The organism is Streptomyces sp. NPDC047072 (genome assembly GCF_040643855.1).
In the GTDB taxonomy this organism is placed as follows: domain Bacteria; phylum Actinomycetota; class Actinomycetes; order Streptomycetales; family Streptomycetaceae; genus Streptomyces.
The window spans coordinates 20261-40813 of record NZ_JBEYVC010000039.1 but is presented as its reverse complement, the minus strand read 5'-3'; the positions used below and the strand labels follow the sequence as shown (position 1 = coordinate 40813).

At 70.5% G+C, this 20553-nt stretch carries 20 protein-coding genes and 1 pseudogene; 14 read left to right on the top strand and 7 right to left on the bottom strand.

Features of this window, described 5'->3' with window-relative positions; genetic code table 11:
- Window position 1 precedes the first annotated feature (1 nt).
- From ABZ896_RS19080 to ABZ896_RS19045, 8 genes and pseudogenes are all read left to right on the top strand, one after another.
- Window positions 2-982 (top strand): xanthine dehydrogenase family protein subunit M, encoded by a 981-nt coding sequence (locus ABZ896_RS19080; RefSeq protein WP_360929845.1) that lies wholly within the window; start codon window positions 2-4, stop codon window positions 980-982.
- A complete protein-coding gene (locus ABZ896_RS19075) occupies window positions 979-3174 on the top strand; it encodes a xanthine dehydrogenase family protein molybdopterin-binding subunit (protein WP_360929842.1) in 2196 nt (731 codons plus the stop codon). The genes ABZ896_RS19080 and ABZ896_RS19075 overlap by 4 nt, the downstream gene beginning before the upstream one ends.
- Before the next feature lie 83 nt (window positions 3175-3257).
- The gene (locus tag ABZ896_RS19070) at window positions 3258-4385 is read left to right on the top strand and encodes an XdhC/CoxI family protein (RefSeq protein ID WP_360929839.1); all 1128 of its coding nucleotides are present in this window, start codon (window positions 3258-3260) and stop codon (window positions 4383-4385) included.
- 354 nt (window positions 4386-4739) lie between these two features.
- Window positions 4740-4900: pseudogene (locus tag ABZ896_RS19065) on the top strand (oxidoreductase); the annotation flags it as partial.
- Window positions 4901-5012: 112 nt separating this feature from the next.
- Window positions 5013-6098 (top strand): S-(hydroxymethyl)mycothiol dehydrogenase, encoded by a 1086-nt coding sequence (locus tag ABZ896_RS19060; RefSeq protein WP_360929836.1) that lies wholly within the window; start codon window positions 5013-5015, stop codon window positions 6096-6098.
- Window positions 6098-6727 carry an MBL fold metallo-hydrolase gene (locus tag ABZ896_RS19055; RefSeq protein ID WP_360929833.1) on the top strand — a complete coding sequence of 210 codons (630 nt, stop codon included), beginning with the start codon at window positions 6098-6100 and terminating at the stop codon, window positions 6725-6727. The genes ABZ896_RS19060 and ABZ896_RS19055 overlap by 1 nt, the downstream gene beginning before the upstream one ends.
- Window positions 6717-7091: a DUF4180 domain-containing protein gene (locus ABZ896_RS19050; RefSeq protein WP_360929830.1), complete on the top strand. Its 375-nt coding sequence runs from the start codon at window positions 6717-6719 to the stop codon at window positions 7089-7091. Before ABZ896_RS19055 ends, ABZ896_RS19050 begins: the two co-directional genes overlap by 11 nt.
- A gap of 80 nt (window positions 7092-7171) precedes the next feature.
- Window positions 7172-8086, top strand: a complete 915-nt coding sequence (locus ABZ896_RS19045) for an SDR family oxidoreductase (RefSeq protein ID WP_360929827.1) — start codon at window positions 7172-7174, stop codon at window positions 8084-8086.
- Here ABZ896_RS19045 and ABZ896_RS19040 read toward each other — a convergent pair.
- Entirely contained in the window at window positions 8077-8610 is a 534-nt protein-coding gene (locus ABZ896_RS19040) for a hypothetical protein (RefSeq protein WP_360929824.1), read from the bottom strand. The two genes, ABZ896_RS19045 and ABZ896_RS19040, sit on opposite strands and share 10 nt — an antisense overlap.
- Window positions 8611-8659: 49 nt before the next feature.
- Between ABZ896_RS19040 and ABZ896_RS19035 the strand changes: the two genes are divergently transcribed.
- Window positions 8660-9457, top strand: a complete 798-nt coding sequence (locus ABZ896_RS19035) for an SDR family NAD(P)-dependent oxidoreductase (RefSeq protein WP_360929821.1) — start codon at window positions 8660-8662, stop codon at window positions 9455-9457.
- Between the two features lie 2 nt (window positions 9458-9459).
- On the opposite strand, the gene ABZ896_RS19030 is transcribed toward ABZ896_RS19035, so the two are convergent.
- Window positions 9460-10845 carry an aminotransferase class I/II-fold pyridoxal phosphate-dependent enzyme gene (locus tag ABZ896_RS19030; protein ID WP_360929818.1) on the bottom strand — a complete coding sequence of 462 codons (1386 nt, stop codon included), beginning with the start codon at window positions 10843-10845 and terminating at the stop codon, window positions 9460-9462.
- Between the two features lie 122 nt (window positions 10846-10967).
- On the opposite strand from ABZ896_RS19030, the gene ABZ896_RS19025 reads away from it, so the two are divergent.
- Complete coding sequence (locus ABZ896_RS19025) at window positions 10968-11663, top strand: L,D-transpeptidase family protein (RefSeq protein ID WP_360929815.1); 696 nt, start codon at window positions 10968-10970, stop codon at window positions 11661-11663.
- A 35-nt stretch (window positions 11664-11698) separates the two neighbouring features.
- On the opposite strand, the gene ABZ896_RS19020 is transcribed toward ABZ896_RS19025, so the two are convergent.
- From ABZ896_RS19020 to ABZ896_RS19005, 4 genes are read right to left on the bottom strand one after another with little or no spacing between them, the layout of a single operon-like run.
- Window positions 11699-12898 (bottom strand): Gfo/Idh/MocA family oxidoreductase, encoded by a 1200-nt coding sequence (locus ABZ896_RS19020; RefSeq protein WP_360929812.1) that lies wholly within the window; start codon window positions 12896-12898, stop codon window positions 11699-11701.
- 26 nt (window positions 12899-12924) lie between these two features.
- On the bottom strand, window positions 12925-14265 hold the full coding sequence (locus ABZ896_RS19015; RefSeq protein ID WP_360929809.1) for an extracellular solute-binding protein: 1341 nt from the start codon (window positions 14263-14265) through the stop codon (window positions 12925-12927).
- 10 nt (window positions 14266-14275) lie between these two features.
- Entirely contained in the window at window positions 14276-15190 is a 915-nt protein-coding gene (locus ABZ896_RS19010) for a carbohydrate ABC transporter permease (protein WP_360929806.1), read from the bottom strand.
- 16 nt (window positions 15191-15206) lie between these two features.
- The gene (locus ABZ896_RS19005) at window positions 15207-16109 is read right to left on the bottom strand and encodes a sugar ABC transporter permease (RefSeq protein WP_360929803.1); all 903 of its coding nucleotides are present in this window, start codon (window positions 16107-16109) and stop codon (window positions 15207-15209) included.
- 167 nt (window positions 16110-16276) lie between these two features.
- Between ABZ896_RS19005 and ABZ896_RS19000 the strand changes: the two genes are divergently transcribed.
- The 3 genes from ABZ896_RS19000 to ABZ896_RS18990 all read left to right on the top strand — a co-directional run bounded on the left by ABZ896_RS19000 (window position 16277) and on the right by ABZ896_RS18990 (window position 18592).
- A complete protein-coding gene (locus ABZ896_RS19000) occupies window positions 16277-17437 on the top strand; it encodes an ROK family transcriptional regulator (protein ID WP_360929800.1) in 1161 nt (386 codons plus the stop codon).
- A 107-nt stretch (window positions 17438-17544) separates the two neighbouring features.
- On the top strand, window positions 17545-17703 hold the full coding sequence (locus tag ABZ896_RS18995; RefSeq protein WP_360929947.1) for a hypothetical protein: 159 nt from the start codon (window positions 17545-17547) through the stop codon (window positions 17701-17703).
- Between the two features lie 64 nt (window positions 17704-17767).
- A complete protein-coding gene (locus ABZ896_RS18990) occupies window positions 17768-18592 on the top strand; it encodes an EamA family transporter (RefSeq protein ID WP_360929797.1) in 825 nt (274 codons plus the stop codon).
- A gap of 12 nt (window positions 18593-18604) precedes the next feature.
- Here the strand turns inward: ABZ896_RS18990 and ABZ896_RS18985 are convergent, their stop codons facing one another.
- Window positions 18605-19969, bottom strand: coding sequence for a S1 family peptidase (locus ABZ896_RS18985; protein WP_360929794.1), 1365 nt, complete (start codon window positions 19967-19969; stop codon window positions 18605-18607).
- 188 nt (window positions 19970-20157) lie between these two features.
- Here ABZ896_RS18985 and ABZ896_RS18980 point away from each other — a divergent pair, with 188 nt between their 5' ends.
- The gene (locus ABZ896_RS18980) at window positions 20158-20538 is read left to right on the top strand and encodes a PPOX class F420-dependent oxidoreductase (protein ID WP_360929791.1); all 381 of its coding nucleotides are present in this window, start codon (window positions 20158-20160) and stop codon (window positions 20536-20538) included.
- Window positions 20539-20553: the final 15 nt, after the last annotated feature.

Here is a 20553-nt window from a genome sequence, read left to right as displayed (position 1 = left end):
CATGCAGCCCTTCTCGTACACGCGTGTCTCCACCACGCGCCAGGCCCTCGACGCCGGTCACCGCGGCGGGCGTTACATCGCCGGCGGCACCACGCTCGTCGACCTGATGCGCGAGACCGTCGAACGGCCCGACACCTTGGTCGACATCTATGGCCTTCCCCTGCGCGAGGTCAGAGCCACCGAGGGCGGTGGGCTGCGGATCGGCGCACTGGTGACGATGGCCGAGACCGCCGCCCATCCCAAGGTGCGCTCCCTGTTCCCGGTCGTCTCCGAGTCGCTGGAGCTGAGCGCGTCGGCCCAGCTCCGGAACATGGCCACCATCGGCGGCAACATCATGCAGCGCACCCGCTGTACGTACTTCCGCGATGTGACCGCCGACTGCAACAAGCGTGAGCCGGGCTCGGGTTGCGCCGCGCTGAAGGGTCACAACCGCACCCACGCGATCCTCGGCACCTCCGACGCCTGCGTGGCCACGCACCCCTCCGACGTCGCCGTGGCCTTCGCCGCGCTGGACGCGACGGTGCATCTGCTGGGCCCGGACGGGGAGCGCCGTATCCCCTTCGCCGACTTCCTGCTGCGGCCCGGCAACACACCCAACCGTGAACAGGCGCTCCGACGCGGCGAGTTGATCACGGCGGTCGAACTCCCGGCCCTGCCACGCCCGTTGAAGTCGGGCTATCTGAAGGTGCGCGACCGGCAGTCGTACGAGTTCGCCCTGACGTCGGCAGCAGTCGCCCTGCACGTACGCGGCGGGGTGATCCGTGAGGCCAAGGTCGCCGCCGGAGGCGTGGGCACCGTGCCGTGGAAACTGCCCGCCGTCGAGCGCGCGCTCATAGGGGAGCGGCCGTCGAACGCCCTGTGGACCAAGGCCGCCGAGCGGGCTGCCAACGGGGCGCGAACCCTCCAATACAACGGTTTCAAGCCCGAGTTGCTCAAGCGGACCGTCGAGCGTCAGCTGCGTGTCGTGGGAGGTACGAAGTGAGTCCCCAGCCCCGGGCGGCCGTCGGCGCCCCGCTGTCCCGCGTGGACGGGCGACTCAAGGTCACCGGTAAGGCCCAGTACGCAGCCGAACACGACGTCGACGGCGTCCTGCACGCCGTCATCGTCGACGCGAGCATCGGCCGGGGCCGCATCACCTCCGTCGACACCGGTGCCGCCGAGAGGCATCCCGGCGTACTCCGCGTGATCCATCACCGCAACGCGCCGAAACTGCCGTACCTCGACAACCCCGGGTCGAACAACCCGGAGGGCCGGCGGCTACGGGTCTTCCAGGACGACAAGGTCCTCTTCCACGGCCAGCCCGTCGCGGTCGTCGTCGCCACCACCCTGGAGGCCGCGCAGCACGGCGCGAGTCTGGTCAGGGTCGGCTACGAGGCGACGAAGCCCTCGACCGAGATGGCCGAGGCGGAGCCGGACGAGCCGACCACGTACGCGCGCGGCGACGCCGAGGCGGGGTTGCGTGCGGCGGCCGTACGACTCGACCTCGACTACCGCATGGCGCGCAACCACCAGAACCCGATGGAGCCGCACGCCACCATCGCCCGCTGGAACGGCGACAAGCTGACCGTCTGGGACAAGACCCAGTGGGTGGTGGGCACCCAGACCGAGCTTTCCACCGTGTTCGACCTGCCCATGAAGTCGGTGCGGGTCATCTCGCCGTTCGTCGGGGGCGGTTTCGGCAGCGGGCTGCGCTGCTGGCCGCACACGGTGGTCGCCGCCCTCGCGGCGCGCGAGTTGAAGCGTCCCGTCAAGGTCGTCCTGAGCCGCAAGCAGATGTACTTCGGCACCGGCTTCCGCCCCTCCTACGACTACCGAATCCGGCTCGGCAGCGACCGGCGGGGCCGACTCGCCGCCATGGTGCACGAGATGGACGCGGAGACGTCGTCGTACGAGAAGTTCGACGAGGCCATCATGCTCGCCGGCCAGATGTTCTACAGCACCCCCAACGTCCGTCAGGCGTACCGCAAGGTGCCGCTGGACGTGAACACTCCGATCTGGATGCGCGGTCCGGGCTTCGCGAGCGCGTCCTTCGCCATCGAGTCGGCCATGGACGAACTCGCGAACCGGATCGGCGTCGACCCGATCGAACTGCGGCTGCGCAACGAGCCGCCCGAGGACGAGTCGAACGGACTGCCCTGGTCCACGCGTCGGCTGCGTGAGTGCTACACCGTCGGCGCACGGGAGTTCGGCTGGGACCGGCGCAACCCGAAGCCCCGCTCGACGCGGGACGGCGACTGGCTGATCGGGCTGGGCATGGCCGCGGCCGTGTACGACCCGGGTCGCTTCCCCGCGCAGGCCCGGGTCCGTCTGGACGCCGACGGCACGGCGGTGGCCGAGGCCGCCACCATCGACATGGGCCCGGGCACCTACACCTCCCAGACCCAGGTCGCCGCGGACGCCCTCGGGCTGACCATGCGTAACGTGACCTTCCGGCTCGGCGACTCCCTCTACCCGCCGACCCCGCCGCACGGCGGCTCGATGACCATGACGGTCGTCGGCTCAGCTGTCCTCGACGGGTGCAACAAGGTCCGCGACCGGGCGATCCAACTGGCCGTCGAGGACGAGGAGTCGCCGCTGTACGGCGTCCGGGCCGAGGACGTCGTCGTCCGCAATGGGCGACTGCACGTCCAGGGCAACCCGGCCCGCGGCGAGACCTACCAGCGGCTGCTGACCCGCAACAAGCTCACCCACATCGAGGCCGTCGGCGCCTACGCCGGGGCGCCGGAGCCCGCGCGCCACTCGTACTTCTCCTACGGCGCGGTCTTCACCGAGGTCGGCGTGGACGCTCGCCTCGGCCTGGTCCGGGTACGGCGGATGCTCGGCGTCTACGACGTCGGCCGCATCGTCAGCCCCAAGCTGGCCGACAGCCAGGCGCTGGGCGGCATGGTCGGCGGTATCGGCCAGGCCCTCCTGGAGCACACGGTCACCGACCACCGGGACGGACGGATCGTCAACGCGAGCCTCGCCGACTACCTCGTCCCGGTGAACGCCGACATCCGCGACCTCAAGGCCATCTACCTGGAGGGTGAGGACCCAGACGCCGACCCCCTCGGGGTGAAGGGGATCGGAGAGGTCGTCCAGGTCGGTGTGGCGGCCGCCGTCGCCAACGCGGTCTACAACGCCACCGGCCGCCGCATCCGCGAACTCCCCATCACCGCGGAGGCGTTGCTCTGAGCCGGGTGCCCTGGGGCACGGAGGAGAAGCCCGGCCCCGGGGCACCCCGTGCCCGCCCTTCCCCACACCCACGGAGACAGGCCATGTTGAACATCGCGGACACACTGCACAGTTGGTGCCGCGAGGGCCGCCCCTTCGCCCTGGCCACCGCCGTTGACGTCACCGGCAGCGCACCCCTGCCCATCGGTACGTCGGTTGCGGTGGACATGGACGGCAACGCGGTCGGCAGCATCTCCGGCGGCTGCGTCGAGGGCGCCGTCTACGACCTGTGCCGTCAGGTGCTCGATGAGCAGGGCGCCCCGCAACGCGCCTGGTTCGGCTATTCCGACGACGACGCCTTCGCCGTGGGACTGACCTGCGGCGGCGAACTCGACGTCCTGGTCCAGCGCGTTGACCCGGCAGCGCAGCCCCACCTGGCCGCGGCCCTCGCGGAGTCCGTGTCAGGCCGGCCAGCGGCCGTGGCACAGGTCGTCGACGGACCCGAGGAACTCCTCGGCCGTACGGTGTGCGTCCTCGGTGACGCGGCCCAAGGGGCCCTGGGCGACGGAGAGTTGGACCGGCTGGTGACGGCACAGGCCGGTGCCCTCCTACGGGCCGGACGTACCGCCCGCGTCGAGGTCGGCGGCGACGCGTCCACCTGCCCCGAACAGCTGTCGGTCCTCGTCCATGTCCACGCGTCCCGGCCGCGCATGCTGATCTTCGGAGCCGTCGACTTCGCCGCCGCGCTGAGCCAGGCGGGCAGCTTCCTCGGCTACCGGGTCACCGTCTGCGACGCGCGTCCCGTCTTCGCCACCCGGACCCGCTTCCCGCACGCGGACGAGGTGGTGGTCGACTGGCCGCACCGGTATCTGGAACGAACCGAGGTCGATACCCGTACCGCGATCTGCGTCCTCACCCACGACGCCAAGTTCGACATCCCCCTGCTGCGGCTGGCCCTCGATCTGCCGGTCGGCTACGTCGGTGCGATGGGATCCCGCCGCACCCATGACGAACGCCTCGACCGCCTGTGCGAAGTCGGCCTCCCCCAGGACCAGTTGGCCCGACTGCGCTCCCCGATCGGCCTGGACCTCGGCGCCCGCACACCGCAGGAGACGGCGATGTCCATCGCCGCGGAGATCATCGCCCACGCCAACGGGGGCACCGGCCTGCCGCTGTCCCAGCGCACCGGCCCCATCCACGGGAACGCGGGTCACGCGCTGGCCGCAATGTGAGCAGCACGGCCCTGAGCGTGGCGGCACGTGCCCATCGACACTCACGGCCGGATACGCACCTGACCCCCGTCCGCTACGTCGGCCTGGGATGGATCAGACGGCCGTGCAGGTTGGATGAGGGACGCGGCCTGTTTGATGCGCCGTACGCGGATGCTGACCACTGACTGCAACGGCGAACGCCACCTCGGCATGCCGGGCGAGTTGCTCACCGGCGCCTTTGAGAGCCGCGGGGGCGACGCGCGGCCAGATGGTGCAGCGGCAGGGGTGAACACGGCGGCTTGAGGGGCGGGTCATTGTCCGTGCCCGGGGACGACGACCCGCGCCCGCGCGTGGCAAGAGACCAACCACGGCCGTCTGCTGATCAACAACGCGGGGGTGATGAACCTCCCGGAGTCCACCACCAAGGACGGCTTCGACGGGCAGCTCGGAACCAACCACCTCGGCCACTTCGCGCCGACCTGAACCTGACCGGCGAGTACGGCCCCGTCACCGTCTACGGCCAGTCCAAGCCGGCCCTGCACGCGGCGGTCGCCCAGGGACGGGCCGGGACTTCCCGCGCTGAGGTTACTGATCAGTCACCCATAGGGTCGAGGGGACGTGCATCAGGCGAGGGAAGGGGTCAGGGTCATGGCGCAGGAGGTACGCGGAGTGATCGCCCCCGGCAAGGATCAGCCGGTCCGGGTGGAGACGATCGTGGTGCCGGACCCGGGACCGGGCGAGGCCGTCGTACAGGTGCAGGCGTGCGGCGTCTGCCACACCGACCTGCACTACAAGCAGGGCGGGATCAACGACGAGTTCCCGTTCCTGCTGGGTCACGAGGCCGCGGGTGTCGTGGAGTCGGTCGGCGAGGGCGTCACCGACGTTGCGCCCGGTGACTTCGTGATCCTCAACTGGCGTGCGGTGTGCGGGAATTGCCGGGCCTGTCTGCGCGGCCGCCCCTGGTACTGCTTCGACACCCACAACGCGAAGCAGAAGATGACGCTCACCGACGGCACCGAACTCTCGCCCGCCCTGGGCATCGGCGCCTTCGCCGAAAAGACTCTCGTCGCCGCCGGACAGTGCACCAAGGTCGACCCGGCCGTCGCGCCGCAGGTCGCCGGTCTGCTCGGCTGCGGGGTCATGGCGGGCATCGGCGCCGCCATCAACACCGGCAACGTCGGCCGCGGTGACTCCGTCGCCGTCATCGGCTGCGGCGGTGTCGGCGACGCCGCCATCGCCGGGTCCCGCCTGGCGGGCGCCGCGCAGATCATCGCAGTCGACATCGACGACCGGAAGCTGGAGAAGGCCCGCAGCATGGGCGCCACCCACACGGTCAACTCCCGCGAGACCGACCCCGTCGAGGCGATCCAGGAGCTGACCGGCGGTTTCGGCGCCGATGTCGTCATCGAGGCGGTCGGCCGCCCGGAGACGTACAAGCAGGCTTTCTACGCCCGCGATCTCGCCGGCACCGTCGTCCTGGTCGGTGTGCCGACCCCGGAGATGAAGCTGGAACTCCCGCTGCTGGACGTCTTCGGCCGCGGCGGCTCCCTGAAGTCGTCCTGGTACGGCGACTGCCTGCCCTCCCGCGACTTCCCGATGCTCATCGACCTGCATCTGCAAGGCCGCCTGGATCTGGGGGCGTTCGTCACCGAGACCATTCAACTCGACGAGGTGGAGAAGGCGTTCGAGCGGATGCACGGCGGAGACGTCCTGCGCTCGGTGGTGGTGCTCTGATGGCCGCCCGCATCGAACGCCTCGTCACCAGTGGCCAGTTCAGCCTCGACGGCGGCACCTGGGACGTCGACAACAACGTCTGGATCGTGGGCGACGACCACGAGGTGATCGTCATCGACGCCGCCCACGACGCCGACGCCATCGCCGAGGCCGTGGGGGACCGGCGGCTGACCGCGATCGTGTGCACCCACGCCCACAACGACCACATCGACGCGGCCCCCGCCCTGGCCGACCGCACCGGTGCCACCATCTGGCTGCACCCCGACGACCTGCCGCTGTGGAAGCAGACCCACCCCGACCGCGACCCCGACGCCCACCTCCTGGACGGCCAGGTGATCGAGGCCGCGGGCGCCGACCTCACGGTCATCCACACCCCCGGCCACGCACCGGGCGCGGTCTGCCTGTACGACCCGGCCCTGGGCGCCGTCTTCACCGGCGACACCCTCTTCCAGGGCGGCCCCGGCGCCACCGGCCGCTCCTTCTCCCACTTCCCCACGATCATCGACTCGATCCGCGACCGGCTGCTCGGCCTGCCGCCCGAGACGAAGGTCCTCACCGGCCATGGCGACCCGACCACCATCGGCGCCGAGGCCCCGCACCTCCAGGAGTGGATCGACCGTGGCCACTGACGACGTCGTGCCCCTGCACGGCGTGAACGTCCTGCACTGCGCCCCCGACGGCCCGCCGCTGGACGGCGAGCGGGCCGCCCTCGACCTGATCGGCGACGCGATGGGCCGCGACGCCCAGGTGGTCGCCGTGCCCGTGGCGCGGGTCGGCGAGGAGTTCTTCCGGCTGCGATCGGGCGTCGCCGGCGCGGTCATGCAGAAGTTCGTGACCTACCGGGTCCGTCTCGCCGTCGTCGGTGACGTCACCCGTCACACCGACGACAGCACCGCCCTGCGCGACTTCGTCCACGAGACGAACCAGGGCGGCCACATCTGGTTCCTGCCGGATCTGGACACCCTGGACGAGAAACTCCGCGCGACAGGATGACCCTCCCGTAAATCACGACAGAGGTTGTCTGGCTTCCCCGCCATGATCGTAGAGACATCGGGCACAACGGGAGGTCGGACATGTCACAGCCGCTTCAGGGCAAGGTCGCACTGGTCGCCGGAGCGACCCGGGGAGCCGGCCGCGGTATCGCCGTGGAACTCGGGGCGGCGGGTGCCACCGTCTACGTCACCGGACGCAGTACCCGGACCCGGCGGTCGGAGTACGACCGTCCCGAGACCATCGAGGACACGGCCGACCTCGTCACCGCCGCCGGCGGCCGCGGCATCGCCGTCCCCACCGACCACCTGGACCCGGCACAGGTCCGCACGCTCGTCGACCGCGTCGCGGACGAGCAGGGCCGCCTCGACATCCTCGTCAACGACATCTGGGGCGGCGAACACCTCTTCGCGTGGGACAGCCCGGTGTGGGAGCACGACCTCGACAAAGGCCTGCGACTGCTCCGGCTCGCGGTCGAGACCCACGCGATCACCAGCCACCACGCCCTGCCCCTGCTGCTGCGCCGACCCGGCGGCCTGGTCGTCGAGATGACCGACGGGACCGACGCCTACAACCGCGAGAACTACCGCGTCTCCTTCTTCTACGACCTCGCCAAGACGTCCGTGCTGCGCATGGCCTTCGCCCTCGGCCACGAACTCGGCCCGCGCGGGGCCACCGCCGTGGCGCTGACCCCGGGCTGGCTGCGCTCGGAGATGATGCTCGACATCTACGGAGTCCGCGAGGACAACTGGCGCGAGGCCCTCGCACGCGTCCCCCACTTCGCCATCTCCGAGACCCCGCGCTACGTCGGCCGGGCCGTCGCCGCCCTCGCCGCCGACCCCGACGTGGCCCGCTGGAACGGCGCGTCCCTCTCCAGCGGCGGCCTCGCCCAGGTGTACGGCTTCACGGACCTGGACGGCAGCCGGCCGGACGCGTGGCGGTACCTGGTGGAGGTACAGGACGCGGGGAAGCCGGCGGACACGACGGGTTACCGCTGAGGGAATTGGAGGGGCCAGCGCGCGGAGTGGCCGGGAGGCAGGGCGAGATCGTCGCGTACGGCCGCGTAGTACCCGGCGCGTCCGGCGCGGTGCCGGTCCACCAGGGCCTGCCAGGCCGCCCGGTCCCGTGAGTCCGAGCGCAGGAAGGCCTCCATCTCCATCAGGGTGACGACCCACTCCCGGGCCCGCTCCACCACCTCCGGGCTGCCCAGCAGGATCAGCGCCTCCCCGGCCGGGTCCCGTTCGGACGTGGCCTCGGTCAGGAGCGGTCTCGCCTCCTCCGGGGTGAGGGGGTCCGGGTGCCGGTCGATGCCGAAGTGGGCGGCGGCCCGGTAGGCGAGGGTGACGGATCTCTTCAGCACCCGCGCGTAGTCGGCGTACACCGCGAGCTTGCGCTCCTCCCACCGCGCCGCCTGCTCGCGGCCGAACCGAACCCGGTCGCCCCGCACGACCGCCAGATAGGAACCGAGCGCACCGATGACGACGCCTATGAGCGCGGGGAGTTGCTGTATGAACGCGGACATGGGCGCACGGTATCTGTCCTGTTGATCATTGAGGAACTATCTTCGGCCCATGACCCACACACAGCGCTTCGAGGGACATACCGCTCTCGTCACGGGCGCGGCCCGCGGCATCGGCGCGGCGGCCGCGCGCCGGCTCGCCGAGGAGGGCGCGAGCGTGCTGCTGACCGACCGGGACGGGGAGGTGGTGGAGGAGACCGCCGCCGGGCTGCGCGAACAGGGCCTGTCCGTCCGGGCGTCGGCGTGCGACGTGGGGGACCGGGCGGCGGTGGAGGCGGCCGTCGCGCACGCCGTCGAGGCCTTCGGCGGGCTGGACGTCCTGGTCAACTGCGCCGCCCGGTGCACCCGCATGACCCCGCTCTTCGAGGACGAACCCGACGACGCGTGGGAGCAGGACCTGGACATCACGCTGAGCGGCCCCTACCGCTGCTCGCGCGCGGCCCTCCCGCACCTGGTCGCCTCCGGACGCGGCGCGATCGTCACCATCGGCTCCGTCAACGGCCTCCAGGACTTCGGCAACCACGCCTACAGCGCGGCCAAGGCGGGCCTCGGCTCCCTGACCCGCACCCTCGCCGGACACGCGGCCGCGCGCGGGGTGCGCGTCAACATGGTCGTACCCGGCACGGTCCGTACGTCCGCCTGGGAGGGCCGGGACACGGAGATCTCCCGGATCGAGAAGCTCTACCCCCTCGGCCGGGTCGGCGAGCCCGAGGACATCGCCGCCGCCGTCGCCTTCCTCGCCTCCCGCGACGCGGCCTGGATCACCGGCACGACCCTGGTCGTGGACGGCGGTCTCACCGCGGTCAACACCGGCTTCCACACGGCCGTGCACTCGATGCGGGAGGCCTGACGTCACAGAGCCGCGCGCAGAGCGCCGACCACCCGCCGCACGTCCCCCTCGGACGTCCGCCAGTTGCTGAACGCCGCCCGCAGCCCCGGCACCCCGCCGTACACCGTCGGCGTCAGGAACGTCTCCCCGGACTCGGCGACCGCCCGCGCCAGCGCATCGACCCGCTCCTGCGAGGGATCCCCGGCCAGGGTGAAGCAGACGACGTTCAGCCGCACCGGCGCCAGCAGCCGCAGCCCCTCCAGGGCCGCGACGCCCTCGCCCAGGGCCCGCGCGAGGGCGACGTTCCGCTCGACGATCTCGCGATGCCCCGCACGGCCGTACGCCACGAGGGAGAACCATGCCGGAAGCGCCCGCAGCCGCCGGGAGTTCTCCGGGGTGAGATGCACGAAGTCGGGTTCTCCGGTGGGCAGTCCGAGGTACGGCGAGGCGTTGTGGAAGACGGCGATCTGGAGGTCCCGGCGGCGGGTGAACTGGACGGCCGAGTCATAGGGAACGTTGAGCCACTTGTGGAGGTCGACGCAGACCGAGTCCGCCGCGTCGAGCCCGGCGACGAGGTGCGCGTGGTCGGGGGAGAGGGCGGCGAACCCGCCGAACGCGGCATCGACATGGAGCCAGAAGTCGTGCCGCTCCTTCAGGGCCGCGATGGCCCGCAGATCGTCGAAGTCGACGGTGTTCACGGTCCCGGCGTTCGCCACGACGATCGCCGGCCGCCCTCCGCGTGAGGAGAGCGCGGCATCGAGCGCGCCGACGTCCACGGCCTCCCGGTTCCCGCCGAGCAGTGGCACCTGCCGCAGCCGTTCCCGGCCGATGCCGAGCATCGACAGCGCCTTGCCGATGCTGGAGTGCGGGCTGCCGGAGAACACCTCGACCGGCCCCAGCGCGGCGGCCCCCTCCCGCGCCACGGACACCCCGAGCCGCTCCCCGACCCACTCCCGGCCGACGGCCAGCCCCACGGTGTTCGACATGGTCGCCCCGCTCACGAACGCCCCACTGTGCGCGGCGCTCAGCCCGAACACCTCCCGCAGCCAGTCCACGGTCTCCCGCTCCAGCGCGGCGGCCCACGAACCGACGGCACCGGACCCGTTCTGGTCGTACGCGGTCGTCAGCCAGTCCCCGGCCACGGCGGCGGGAGTGGCACCCCCGGTGACGAACCCGAGGTACCGGGGCCCGGCCGACCCGGAGAACCCCGGCGCCCAGTGCTCGGCGAACCGGGCCAGCGCGGCCTCGGCCCCGGCACCCTCTTCCGGTACGGGCCCGGCGTCGGGCGCCTTGCCGAGCCACGCGACGGGACGGTCGTCCAGCCCGGCGAGTTCGCGCGCGGCAAGGTCGCGTGCGGACTGGAGAAGGTCGGGAAGACGGGCCAGGTCGTCGCCGAGGGTGGGATGCATGCGGGTCAGCGTAGTTTTCCTTTGTCACCGTTTCGTACCGGCCCGTGCCGCCGTACAACGAAAGGACACGCATCAGCGGTCTAGGTGGTGAGATCGCAAAACCGTACGGAGGGGGAACACCCATGGGGGACATACGCAGACGCGGTGCCGTGGCGATAGGCGTCACCGCACTCGTCGCACCGCTCACACTCGCACTCGGCTCCACGCCCGCCCAGGCCGCGAGCTGCACCACACAGGCCGGCCCGTACCAGAAGCAGGTCGAGAAGTTCCTCGGCCGCCCGGTCGACGGCAGGCAGTCCACCGCCGACTGCAAGGCGATCAAGGCCTTCCAGACCAAGCACGGCATCAGCCCGAACAGCGGCTACGCGGGATCCGTCACCTGGGGCGTGATGGACCTCATGAACAAGCAGAAGGCCGTGGGCGACAACCCCAACAGGGACGGCAAGTGCCCGACGAACAAGGGCCGCATCGCCTGCGTGAACCTCACCCTCCAACTCAGCTGGATCCAGGACGGATCCAGGCTCGTCTACGGCCCCGTCCCGGTCCGCACCGGCCGTAACGGCTACGAGACCCGCACCGGTCTGAAGAAGATCTACTGGCGCGACAAGAACCACGTCTCGTCGATCTACAACGTGCCGATGCCCTACAGCCAGTTCTTCGACGGCGGCCAGGCCTTCCACTCGGTGAACCTCTCCATGTGGAACCCGCCCGGCTCCCACGGCTGCACCAACATGACCCCGAAGGACGCCAAGAAGTACTGGTCGCTGCTGAAGAAGGGCGACGACGTCTTCGTGTACGGCCGCAAGCCGGGCACCTGATCGACAGGCACCCGGCAGCACGGCTACGGCCGCTGCTACTGAGGCGCGTCCCCGAAGTCCGGGATCTCCAGCCGCGCTCCACCCTGTCGCGCCGAGTCGTGCGCGACGATGCCCGGCAGGGTGTAGCGGGCGGCCACCCACGCGTTGACCGACGGCAGCGACCGCGTGTTCACGGCGGTCACGAAGTCGTCGACGAGGAAGTGGTGGCTGCCCTCATGCCCGTTGTGCAGGTTGTCGAACGCGCGAGGCAGCCGCTCCCGGTCGTGCACCGGCGCCGACCCGGAGGTGAACGCGGCCCGAAGGTCCGGCGCGATGTGCTGAAGTGACGGATCGTCAGGAGACATGGTGGGCTTCGGCTCCAGCAACTCGCTGATGTCCTTCACCCCCTTCTTGTCCTGCCAGAAGGCGACCGTGGCCAGCTGCTCCATGCTCGCCTCGGTCCCGAAGAACCGGAAGCGGGACTCCCGGATGTGGGACGGGTAGCCGACCCGCCGGAACTCGTTGGTACGGAACGACCCGCCGCCCGCCACCTCGAACAGCGCGGTCGCGTTGGAGAAGTCGTTGCCGAACTGGCTGACCTCCTTGTCGAACACCCCGTCCCCGCGGTCGTCGACCACGCCGATCGCGGACACGCTCACCGCGTGCGTCTGCCAGGCACCCAGCACCCCGCCCACCGAGTGGGTCGGGTAGAGCAGCGGGGGATAGCTGGCGGTCTCCTTCCAGGTCTCGCCGCCGCTGTACTGGTACGCCTCGTAGAACCCGAGGTCCATGTCGTGGACGTAGTCGCCCTCGGCGTAGAAGAGCCGCCCGAAGGCGCCCTCGGCGATCTGGTTGCGGGCGTGCACGGTCGCCGGGTTGTACTGGCTGGTCTCACCCATCATGTAGGTCAGGCCGGTCGTCCTGACCGCCTCGATGATGGCCGCGATCTCGTCCGTGGTGATCGCCATGGGGACCGCGGAGTAGACGTGCTTACCCGCGTTGAGACCGGCCAGCACCAGCGGCCCGTGCGTCCAGCGCTGGGTGAAGATCGCGACCGCGTCGACCTCCTTCGACTCCAGCATCGCCTCGTACGACGGGAAGGTGCCGGCGAGTTCCTGCGCGGCGGCGAGCTGCTCGGCCCGCTCGGGCAGCAGATCGGTGACATACACGTCACCGACGCCGGGATGGGCCTGGAACAACGTGGCGAACTGGCCGGAGAACTGGCCGGCGCCGACGATGCCGAGAGAGAACGTCATGGAAGGCATGCCCTTCGAAGGTCGATTCACTGGTCGAGAATCAGATTGATCTGGTCGGTGGTCTGGTCGAGGCTGTTCACGGACTTGCCGTTGCCGTAGATGTCCTGCATCTCCGGATGCATCAACGCGTACACGTCCGCCGCGTAGTTGGTGATGGGATAGGAGAAGGTCGTGAAGTCCTTCTTGTCGGCGACCGGCTCGGTGAACGCCGTGACGTCGATGCCCTTCTTCTTGTACGCGGCGACCGCGGCCGCCGTGCCGTCGGGCGTGGCCGGGAAGACGATGCCGTAACTCCCCACCGTCTTCTGGCACTCGTCGGACGACAGGTACTTCACCCATTTCAACGCCCCCGCTTTGTTGCGGGCGTTCTTGGTGACGGAGTCGGCGAGGCCGTTCATCATCGTGGCGCGCTTGCCGGTGGGGCCCTCGGGTGTGACCGCGGTGGCCATCTTCATGCCCTTGAACCCGGCGTACGTCGAGATCATCCACGCCCCGTCGAGAGTGGCCGCCGCCTTGCCCGCGGCGACCTGGGCGTTGCCGGGGCTGGACTGGATGTTGTAGTCGGTAAGGGGCGCCATGTAGCCCTTCTTCGCCAGCCCGAACCACCAGTCGATCACCGACTTGAACGTCCTGCTGTCGTACCGGTACTTGGTGCCCCACCGCTGCTTGTCGGTGTAGGTCCAGCCCGCGGAGGCGGCGAAGCTGCTCCACTGGGTCTGGCCGTCGCCGTCCCCGCCGCCGTTGCTGGCGAGGCCGTAGACCTTGACGTGGTTCTTGTCGAAGCCGGGTTCGTCGCCCCGCTTGCCGTTCCTGTCGACGGTGAGATGGGCGATGGCCTTCTCGAAGCTGCCGCCGTCCTTGGGGTTCCAGGACAGGTCGTTGAGCTGTGCGGCGGTGAGACCCGCGTCCGCCGCCGCCTTCTGGTTGTAGAAGAGGGCGACCGTGTCCCAGTCCTTGGGGGCGCCGTAGCGGCGGCCGTCCTGGCCGATCCAGTTGTCGGCGAGGCCCTTCTGGTAGGCGTTCGGGTCGATGCCGAGGTCGTCCAGCGGCTCCAGCACCTTCAGGTCGGCGAACTGGCCGAACTTCTGGATGTGGTCGGTGAAGACGTCGGGCTCGGTGCCGGCGATGAAGCTCGCGGTGAGCTTGGTCCAGTAGTCGTCCCAGCCCAACTGGGTGATCTTCACGTGCAGTCCGGGGTTCTCCCGCGCGAAGTCCTTGGCGCACGCCTGGTAGGCGGGCAGCTGGTTGGAGTCCCACAGCCAGTACGTCACCGTGCCCGACGAGGAGCCTGCGGAGCCGCTCCCGGCGCACCCCGTCAGACTCAGGGCCAGTGCACCGGCCAGTGCGGTCAGCGTACGAAGTCGCATCACGAGTCCCTCACTTGATCCCGGTGAAGCTGATGGAGCCGACGATGCGGCGCGCGAAGAACCCGAAGAGCGCGAGCATCGGGAGGGCGGCGATGAGCGTGGCCGCCATCAGGCCCGACCAGTCGGTGCCGGTCTGCGGGGTCTGCGCCCGGAAGATCGCGAGGGCCACGGTCAGGACGCGGGAGCTGTCGCTGTAGGAGACCATCAGCGGCCAGAAGTAGTCGTTCCAGGCGGTGATGTACGTCAGGACGGCGAGCGTCATGACCGGCGTGGACGCCATCGGCAGCAGCACCCGGAAGAAGATCCGCACCTTCCCTGCGCCGTCGAGCAGGGCGGCCTCCTCGACCTCGCTCGGGATGTTCATGAAGAACTGCCGCAGGAAGAACACCGCGAACGGCGTCATGAACATCGTCGGCAGCGCGATGCCCAACAGGTTGTCCACCAGGCCGAGTTGCTTGATGAGGACGAAGTTCGGCAGCAGGGTGAAGATGGCCGGCACCATCAGCCCGGCGAGGAACAGCCCGAACACCTTGTCCCGGCCCCGCCAGCGCAGCCGGGCGAAGGCGTAGGCGGCCATCGCGGAGAAGAAGATCTGGCAGACGGTGATCAGCGTCGAGACGACCACCGAGTTGAGCAGATAGCGCCAGAACTTCAGCCCGCCGCCCGCACCGCCCTGCGCGATCGCCTCCTTGGTCGACTGGAGGCCGAGCGCCCGCTCGAAACCGCCGGTGGTGAGGTCGACGGGCAGCGGGTCGCCGGGGTGGGCGGCGAGGCCGGAGTTGGTGGACAGCGCGGTGCGCAGGATCCAGTAGAACGGCAGCAGGGTGACGAGCACGATCGCGGTCATCACCGCCCAGGCGACGATCCGTCCGGGCGAGAACCGGCGCCCCTGGGGCCGTACATGAGTCGTGGTCACGGCAGCCATGTCGGTCTCCTCTCCCTCAGCCGAGGTCGCTCTGACCGGCACGGGTGATCCGGTACTGGAGGACGGTGATGGCGCTCAGCACCACGAGCAGGGCCACCGACATCGCCGAGGCGTACCCGAACTGGAAGCGGCCGAAGGCGGCGCCGTAGATGTAGTACTGGAGGACGTTGGTCGCGTTCGCCGGACCGCCGGCGGTCGTCACCGCGACCGTGTCGAACACCTGGAACGAACCGATCACCGTCATGATCAGCACCACCGCGAGGACCGGCCGGAGCAGTGGCATGGTGATCCGCCAGAACATCCGCCACTCGCTCGCGCCGTCCACCTTGGCCGCCTCGTACATGTCGTTCGGGATGGCCTGGAGCCCGGCGAACAACAGCAGCGCGGTGTAGCCGACGTGCCGCCACACGTTGATCAGGGCGATGGTGGGGATCGCCCAGGTCTCGTCCGCGAGGAACGGGATGCGGTCGAAGCCCAGCGCCGCGATGATCTCGTTGCCGATGCCGAGCTGGTTGTCCAGCATCCACAGCCACACCAGGCCCGCGACCACGTTCGACATCAGATACGGAGTCAGCACGATCCCGCGGAGCGTCGCCGACTGGGTCAGCCGCTGGAGCAGGACGGCGATGGCGAGGGCCGACACTGTCTGGATGCCGATGTTGATGACCACGTACTCGACCGTGACCGCCAACGAGTCCCAGAAGATGGGGTCGTGGACCATCCGGACGTAGTTGTCCAGGCCCACCCACTCGGCCGGGGTGAGCAGGTTGAAGCGGGTGAAGCTCAGGTAGATGCCGCGCAGCGTCGGCCAGAGCAGGAAGACCGTGAAGCCCAGCAGTGCCGGGGCGATGAACACCGCAGCCAGCCGACCATCCCCTCGTGGGAGGCGTGACGGAGGGCTGTTGGAGGCAATGGTCATCGGGAGACTCCCTTGTCCGTGGCGGCTCGTCCTCGGCCACTTACTTTTGTAGCGAAAGAATCCAGGCGTCAAGGGTCCAGCGAACATCTTTTCCGTCCGGCCGTGAAGGCCGTACGATGGTCATGTTGCTTTTATGGCGAAAGAAATCATGTGGGAGTCTGACCTTCATGACCGCAGTTGCCGCCAGCTGGCTACCCCTGAGCACCGGCGAACGTTCGGTGGCGATCGAGGTGCTCGTCCACGGCCCGCTGTCGCGCACCGAACTCGCGCGCCGGCTGAACCTCTCCCAGGGCAGCCTCACCCGCCTGACCAAACCGCTCATCGAGTCCGGCCTGCTGGTCGAGGTCCCCGAGGCGGGCACCCCGGCCGAGGCCCGCCAGGGCCGCCCCTCGCAACCGCTGGACGTCGTCGCCGAGTCCCGGTCCTTCATCGGCTTCAAGGTCACCGAGGACATGGTCTACGGCGTCGTCACGACCCTGCGCAGCGACATCGTGGCCCGCCACGACCGGCCGCTCACCACCCATGACCCGGACGAAGTCGCCGCCCTGCTCGCGGAGATGACCGCCGAGCTGGCTCAGGAGTACCCCCGGCTCGCCGGGATCGGCATCGGCGTCGGCGGTCTCGTCCAGGAGCGCGCGGTCGTCGGCGAGTCGCCGTTCCTGCACTGGCGGGACGTGCCGCTCGCCGAACTCGTCGAGGAGCGCACGGGGTTGCCGGTCGTCGTCGAGAACGACGTGGCCGCGCTGGTCGAGGCGGAGACGTGGTTCGGCGCCGGTCGCGGGCTGGACCGGTTCGTGGTGCTCACCATCGGCGCCGGCATCGGCTACGGCCTGGTGCTCGGCGGTCGGCGCGTCCCCTACGCCGAGGAGGACCGCGGCTTCGGGCGGCACTGGATCATCGACTCCAACGGCCCGCTCACGCCCGACGGCACCCGTGGCAGCGCCGTCTCGCTCCTCACCGTCCCCAGCATCCGCTACCAGGTCCGGGCCGGTACCGGCCGCGACCACGGCTACGACGAGATCCTCGCCCTCGCCGCCGCCGGTGAGCCCATGGCCGCGCGGGTCATCGGCGAGGCCGGACGCGCCCTCGGCATCCTGGTCGCGCAGATCGCCAACTTCGCCATGCCGCAGAAGATCCTGCTCGCGGGGGAGGGGGTCGGGCTGATGGACGTGGCGGGGAAGACCGTCGCGGAAACCGTCCGGGCCCACCGGCACCCACTGGCCGCCCCGATCGACCTGGAGACCAAGGTGTCCGACTTCCACGACTGGGCGCGCGGTGCGGCGGTCCTGGCGATCCAGGTGCTGGTGCTGGGCGCGGCCGAGGCATGAACGCGGGCTCTTTACACGAGGACGTGATCAGTAACACGGTCCGAAATGCCCTATTTATTCCTGATTACTCACGGCGCCTTCACTTCCGGAGTTCTATGCTTCACACCATGTCCACCACTGTTGAACCCGCTACCGATCGCTCGGCTGACGAGGTCAACGAGGAGATCCGGGCCCTGTGGCGCCGGTCGGGCGGGACACTGAGCGGCGAGGAGCGCGAGGCCTACCAGCGACTCGTCCTGGAGTGGGCCGCCGCGGTCCCCGCCTGATCCGGACGCGTCACCGGCCTGATCCCGGCGCATCACCGCCCCCTCCCGGGGCACCCCTGACGGGATGGGCCCTCTCCTCGCACTGGCCTCGGCCGTCGTCTACGGCATCGTCGACTTCACCGGCGGCCTCCTGTCCAGACGCGCGCACTTCGCCGCCGTCACGCTCTTCGGCCAGCTCGGCGGGCTGCTGCTCGCCACCGCCGCCGCTCTCCTCCTGCCCGCCGACGCCGTCCGCCCCGCGGATCTGCTGTGGGGCGCGCTGTCCGGCATCGGCAGCGGCGCCGCCATGCACTTCCTCAACCGGGGCCTCAGCCATGGCGCGATGAGCGTGGTGGTGCCGGTCAGCGCCGTCACGGGGGTCGCGCTGTCGGTGGTGTGCGGAGTCGTGCTCGGCGACCGTCCTACGGCCGTCGCCTGGATCGGCATCGCCGTCGCGGTCCCCGCGCTCTGGCTGGTCTCCGGCGGCGCCGGTGCCGACGACTCCGGGGGAGTCCCCGACGGTCTGCTGGCCAGCGCGGGCGTCGCCGTGCAGTACATCGCGCTCGCCCAGGCGGGCGCGGCGAGCGGGGTGTGGCCGGTGGCGGCGGGGCGGCTCGCCGCCGTCCTCGTCCTGCTCCCCACGGCCGTACGACACCGTCGTCGCCTACGACTGCCCCCGGCCCGCTGCCTCCAGTCGGCGCTGGTCGGCGCGGGCGCCGCCCTCGGCCTCGTCCTCTATCTCCTCGCCGCCCAACGCCAGTTGCTGGCCGTGACCGTCGTCCTGGCCTCGCTGTACCCGGCCCTCCCGGTGATCCTCGGCCTGACACTCCTGCACGAGAGGCTCACCCGGAAGCAGCTCACGGGTCTGACGGCAGCGGCCGCGGCGACGATCCTGCTCAGTCTCGGCTGACCGGGGCGCCGCTCAGCTCCAGGTCGCCGAGTAGTACCGCTGATACGCCTTGCGGTCCTGTTCCGCGCGGATGTACCGGGTCGCCACCAGCGCGATCATGCTGCCGCCGACGACCAGCAGACCGGGGCCGACGTTCCGGGTGTCCGTGAGGCGGGTCAGGAGGGGTTCGCCGGCGGCTCCGGTGACGGGGGCCGAGGAACCGGGGGAGGTGGAGCCGGGTGCGCTCGCGCTCTGGGTGCCCGTCGGGGCCGGCGAGGGGGAGCCGTTCGCGCCCGCCGCCGGGGTCGCCACGATCAGCCGCACCCCGAGGTCGGAAAGGGCCTGCGTCACCGGCTGGAAGAACGTCGTCCCGCCCTGCTTGCAGTCGCCGCTGCCGCCCGAGGTGATGCCGAGCGCGATCCCCTCCGAGAACATCGGCCCGCCGCTGTCCCCGGGCTCGGCGCACACGTTCGTCTCGATCAGACCGGTGACCGTGCCCTCCGGGTAGTTCACCGTGGAGTCGACGGCCGTCACCTCGCCGTCGCGCAGCCCACTGGTGCTGCCGCTGCGGAACACCCGCTGCCCGATGGCCGGCACGCCCGCCCCGGTGATCTGCACGCCCTTGCCGTCGCCGATGGACACGACGCCCGCCCCGTCACCGGCCTTCCCGTTCGCGTACTGCACGAGCGAGTAGTCCTTGCCGGGGAAGTTCTGCGCGACGGTCCTGCCCAGCTGGTTGGTGCCCCCGGTGTCCGCGAACCAGGTCGAGCCGGTCGGCCCGCAGTGCCCGGCGGTGAGGATGAAGTCGCTCTGCCCGTTGGTGACGTTGAACCCCGCCGAACAGCGGCCGCCGGTCGACAGGATCGGCAGCGCCCCGTTCAGGAACGGCGTGAAGGTGCCCGAGGTGCGCTCCGTGCGGACGAAGGTCCCGATGCCGTCGGCGACCTTCGTCATCGCCGACCAGTCGGCCGCCGACACGGTGCTGTCGCCCTGGACCACGATCTGGTTGGTCCGGTAGTCCATCGACCACGCCGTCCCCGCCACCCGGGGCGCCGAACGCAGCGTCTTCGCCGCCGACTTGAGATCCTCCATGCTGTGCCGGACGACCTTGGCCTCGGCCCCCGCCTTCTTCACCTCCGCGGCCGTCCGCGCGTCGGTGACCGCGACGACCGGCTTGCCGTCGGCGCCGATCCAGGTGCCCGCCGTACGGGCGGCGCCGAGCCGCGCCACCAGATCCGCCCCGGTCTGCTCGGCCTCCTGTGCGTAGATGCGCGGTACGGCGGAGGCGGGAGGCTCGCTCGCGACGGCCCGGGTGACCATCGTCCCTCCCAGGAGGATCCCGCCGACGGCCGCCAGTCGTGTCACTCGCCGGACGACCCGTCGTCGTGCGTGCCTCATGCATGGCTCCCGAACCCGAACAGGCGGTGTCGCGTCAACACCGCGGGGCCCTCCGGTCGTTGAGCGCCCACCTTCAGTACGTGTCCGGGTGCGCGGGTGTTCAGGGAAGCGGGTGATCATCTGCCGGTACATCAGAAGACCGCCCCGTCCCTACGGCGGTCCGCGCGCCGGCGCCTAGACTGCCCGCCATGGACGACACGGCCCTGGACCGACTGGGCGCGGGCAAGTACCTGCTGCTGACCAGCTTCCGCAAGAACGGCACCCCGGTCGCCACCCCCGTGTGGGTGGTCCGGGACGGCGACAGCCTCGGCGTGTGGTCGGCCGCCGACGCCTGGAAGGTGAAGCGGATCCGGGCCCGCGGCGACGTCCTCGTCGGCCCCTGCGACCTGCGCGGCAACCCGACCGGCGACCAGATCCCGGCGACCGCCGAGATCTGCGACCGCGAGACCACCGCCCACTTCCGCACGCTGCTCGCCCGCAAGTACGGCCTGCTCGGGCGGCTCTCCCTGCTGGGCAGCCGGCTGCGCCGCGGCCTGGACGGCACCGTCGGGATCCGCGTCACCCTGTGAGCGCGGAGGAGGGGC

Excerpts from the sequence above, each read along its gene's own strand:
- ABZ896_RS18985 (WP_360929794.1), bottom strand. The coding sequence starts at position 19,969 with ATGAGGCACGCACGACGACGGGTCGTCCGGCGAGTGACACGACTGGCG.
- ABZ896_RS18990 (WP_360929797.1), top strand. The coding sequence starts at position 17,768 with ATGGGCCCTCTCCTCGCACTGGCCTCGGCCGTCGTCTACGGCATCGTC.
- ABZ896_RS19080 (WP_360929845.1), top strand. The coding sequence starts at position 2 with ATGCAGCCCTTCTCGTACACGCGTGTCTCCACCACGCGCCAGGCCCTC.
- ABZ896_RS19060 (WP_360929836.1), top strand. The coding sequence starts at position 5,013 with ATGGCGCAGGAGGTACGCGGAGTGATCGCCCCCGGCAAGGATCAGCCG.
- ABZ896_RS19045 (WP_360929827.1), top strand. The coding sequence starts at position 7,172 with ATGTCACAGCCGCTTCAGGGCAAGGTCGCACTGGTCGCCGGAGCGACC.
- ABZ896_RS19030 (WP_360929818.1), bottom strand. The coding sequence starts at position 10,845 with ATGCATCCCACCCTCGGCGACGACCTGGCCCGTCTTCCCGACCTTCTC.
- ABZ896_RS19070 (WP_360929839.1), top strand. The coding sequence starts at position 3,258 with ATGTTGAACATCGCGGACACACTGCACAGTTGGTGCCGCGAGGGCCGC.
- ABZ896_RS19015 (WP_360929809.1), bottom strand. The coding sequence starts at position 14,265 with ATGCGACTTCGTACGCTGACCGCACTGGCCGGTGCACTGGCCCTGAGT.
- ABZ896_RS19025 (WP_360929815.1), top strand. The coding sequence starts at position 10,968 with ATGGGGGACATACGCAGACGCGGTGCCGTGGCGATAGGCGTCACCGCA.
- ABZ896_RS19005 (WP_360929803.1), bottom strand. The coding sequence starts at position 16,109 with ATGACCATTGCCTCCAACAGCCCTCCGTCACGCCTCCCACGAGGGGAT.
- ABZ896_RS19035 (WP_360929821.1), top strand. The coding sequence starts at position 8,660 with ATGACCCACACACAGCGCTTCGAGGGACATACCGCTCTCGTCACGGGC.
- ABZ896_RS19040 (WP_360929824.1), bottom strand. The coding sequence starts at position 8,610 with ATGTCCGCGTTCATACAGCAACTCCCCGCGCTCATAGGCGTCGTCATC.
- ABZ896_RS18980 (WP_360929791.1), top strand. The coding sequence starts at position 20,158 with ATGGACGACACGGCCCTGGACCGACTGGGCGCGGGCAAGTACCTGCTG.
- ABZ896_RS18995 (WP_360929947.1), top strand. The coding sequence starts at position 17,545 with ATGTCCACCACTGTTGAACCCGCTACCGATCGCTCGGCTGACGAGGTC.
- ABZ896_RS19020 (WP_360929812.1), bottom strand. The coding sequence starts at position 12,898 with ATGACGTTCTCTCTCGGCATCGTCGGCGCCGGCCAGTTCTCCGGCCAG.
- ABZ896_RS19055 (WP_360929833.1), top strand. The coding sequence starts at position 6,098 with ATGGCCGCCCGCATCGAACGCCTCGTCACCAGTGGCCAGTTCAGCCTC.
- ABZ896_RS19000 (WP_360929800.1), top strand. The coding sequence starts at position 16,277 with ATGACCGCAGTTGCCGCCAGCTGGCTACCCCTGAGCACCGGCGAACGT.
- ABZ896_RS19010 (WP_360929806.1), bottom strand. The coding sequence starts at position 15,190 with ATGGCTGCCGTGACCACGACTCATGTACGGCCCCAGGGGCGCCGGTTC.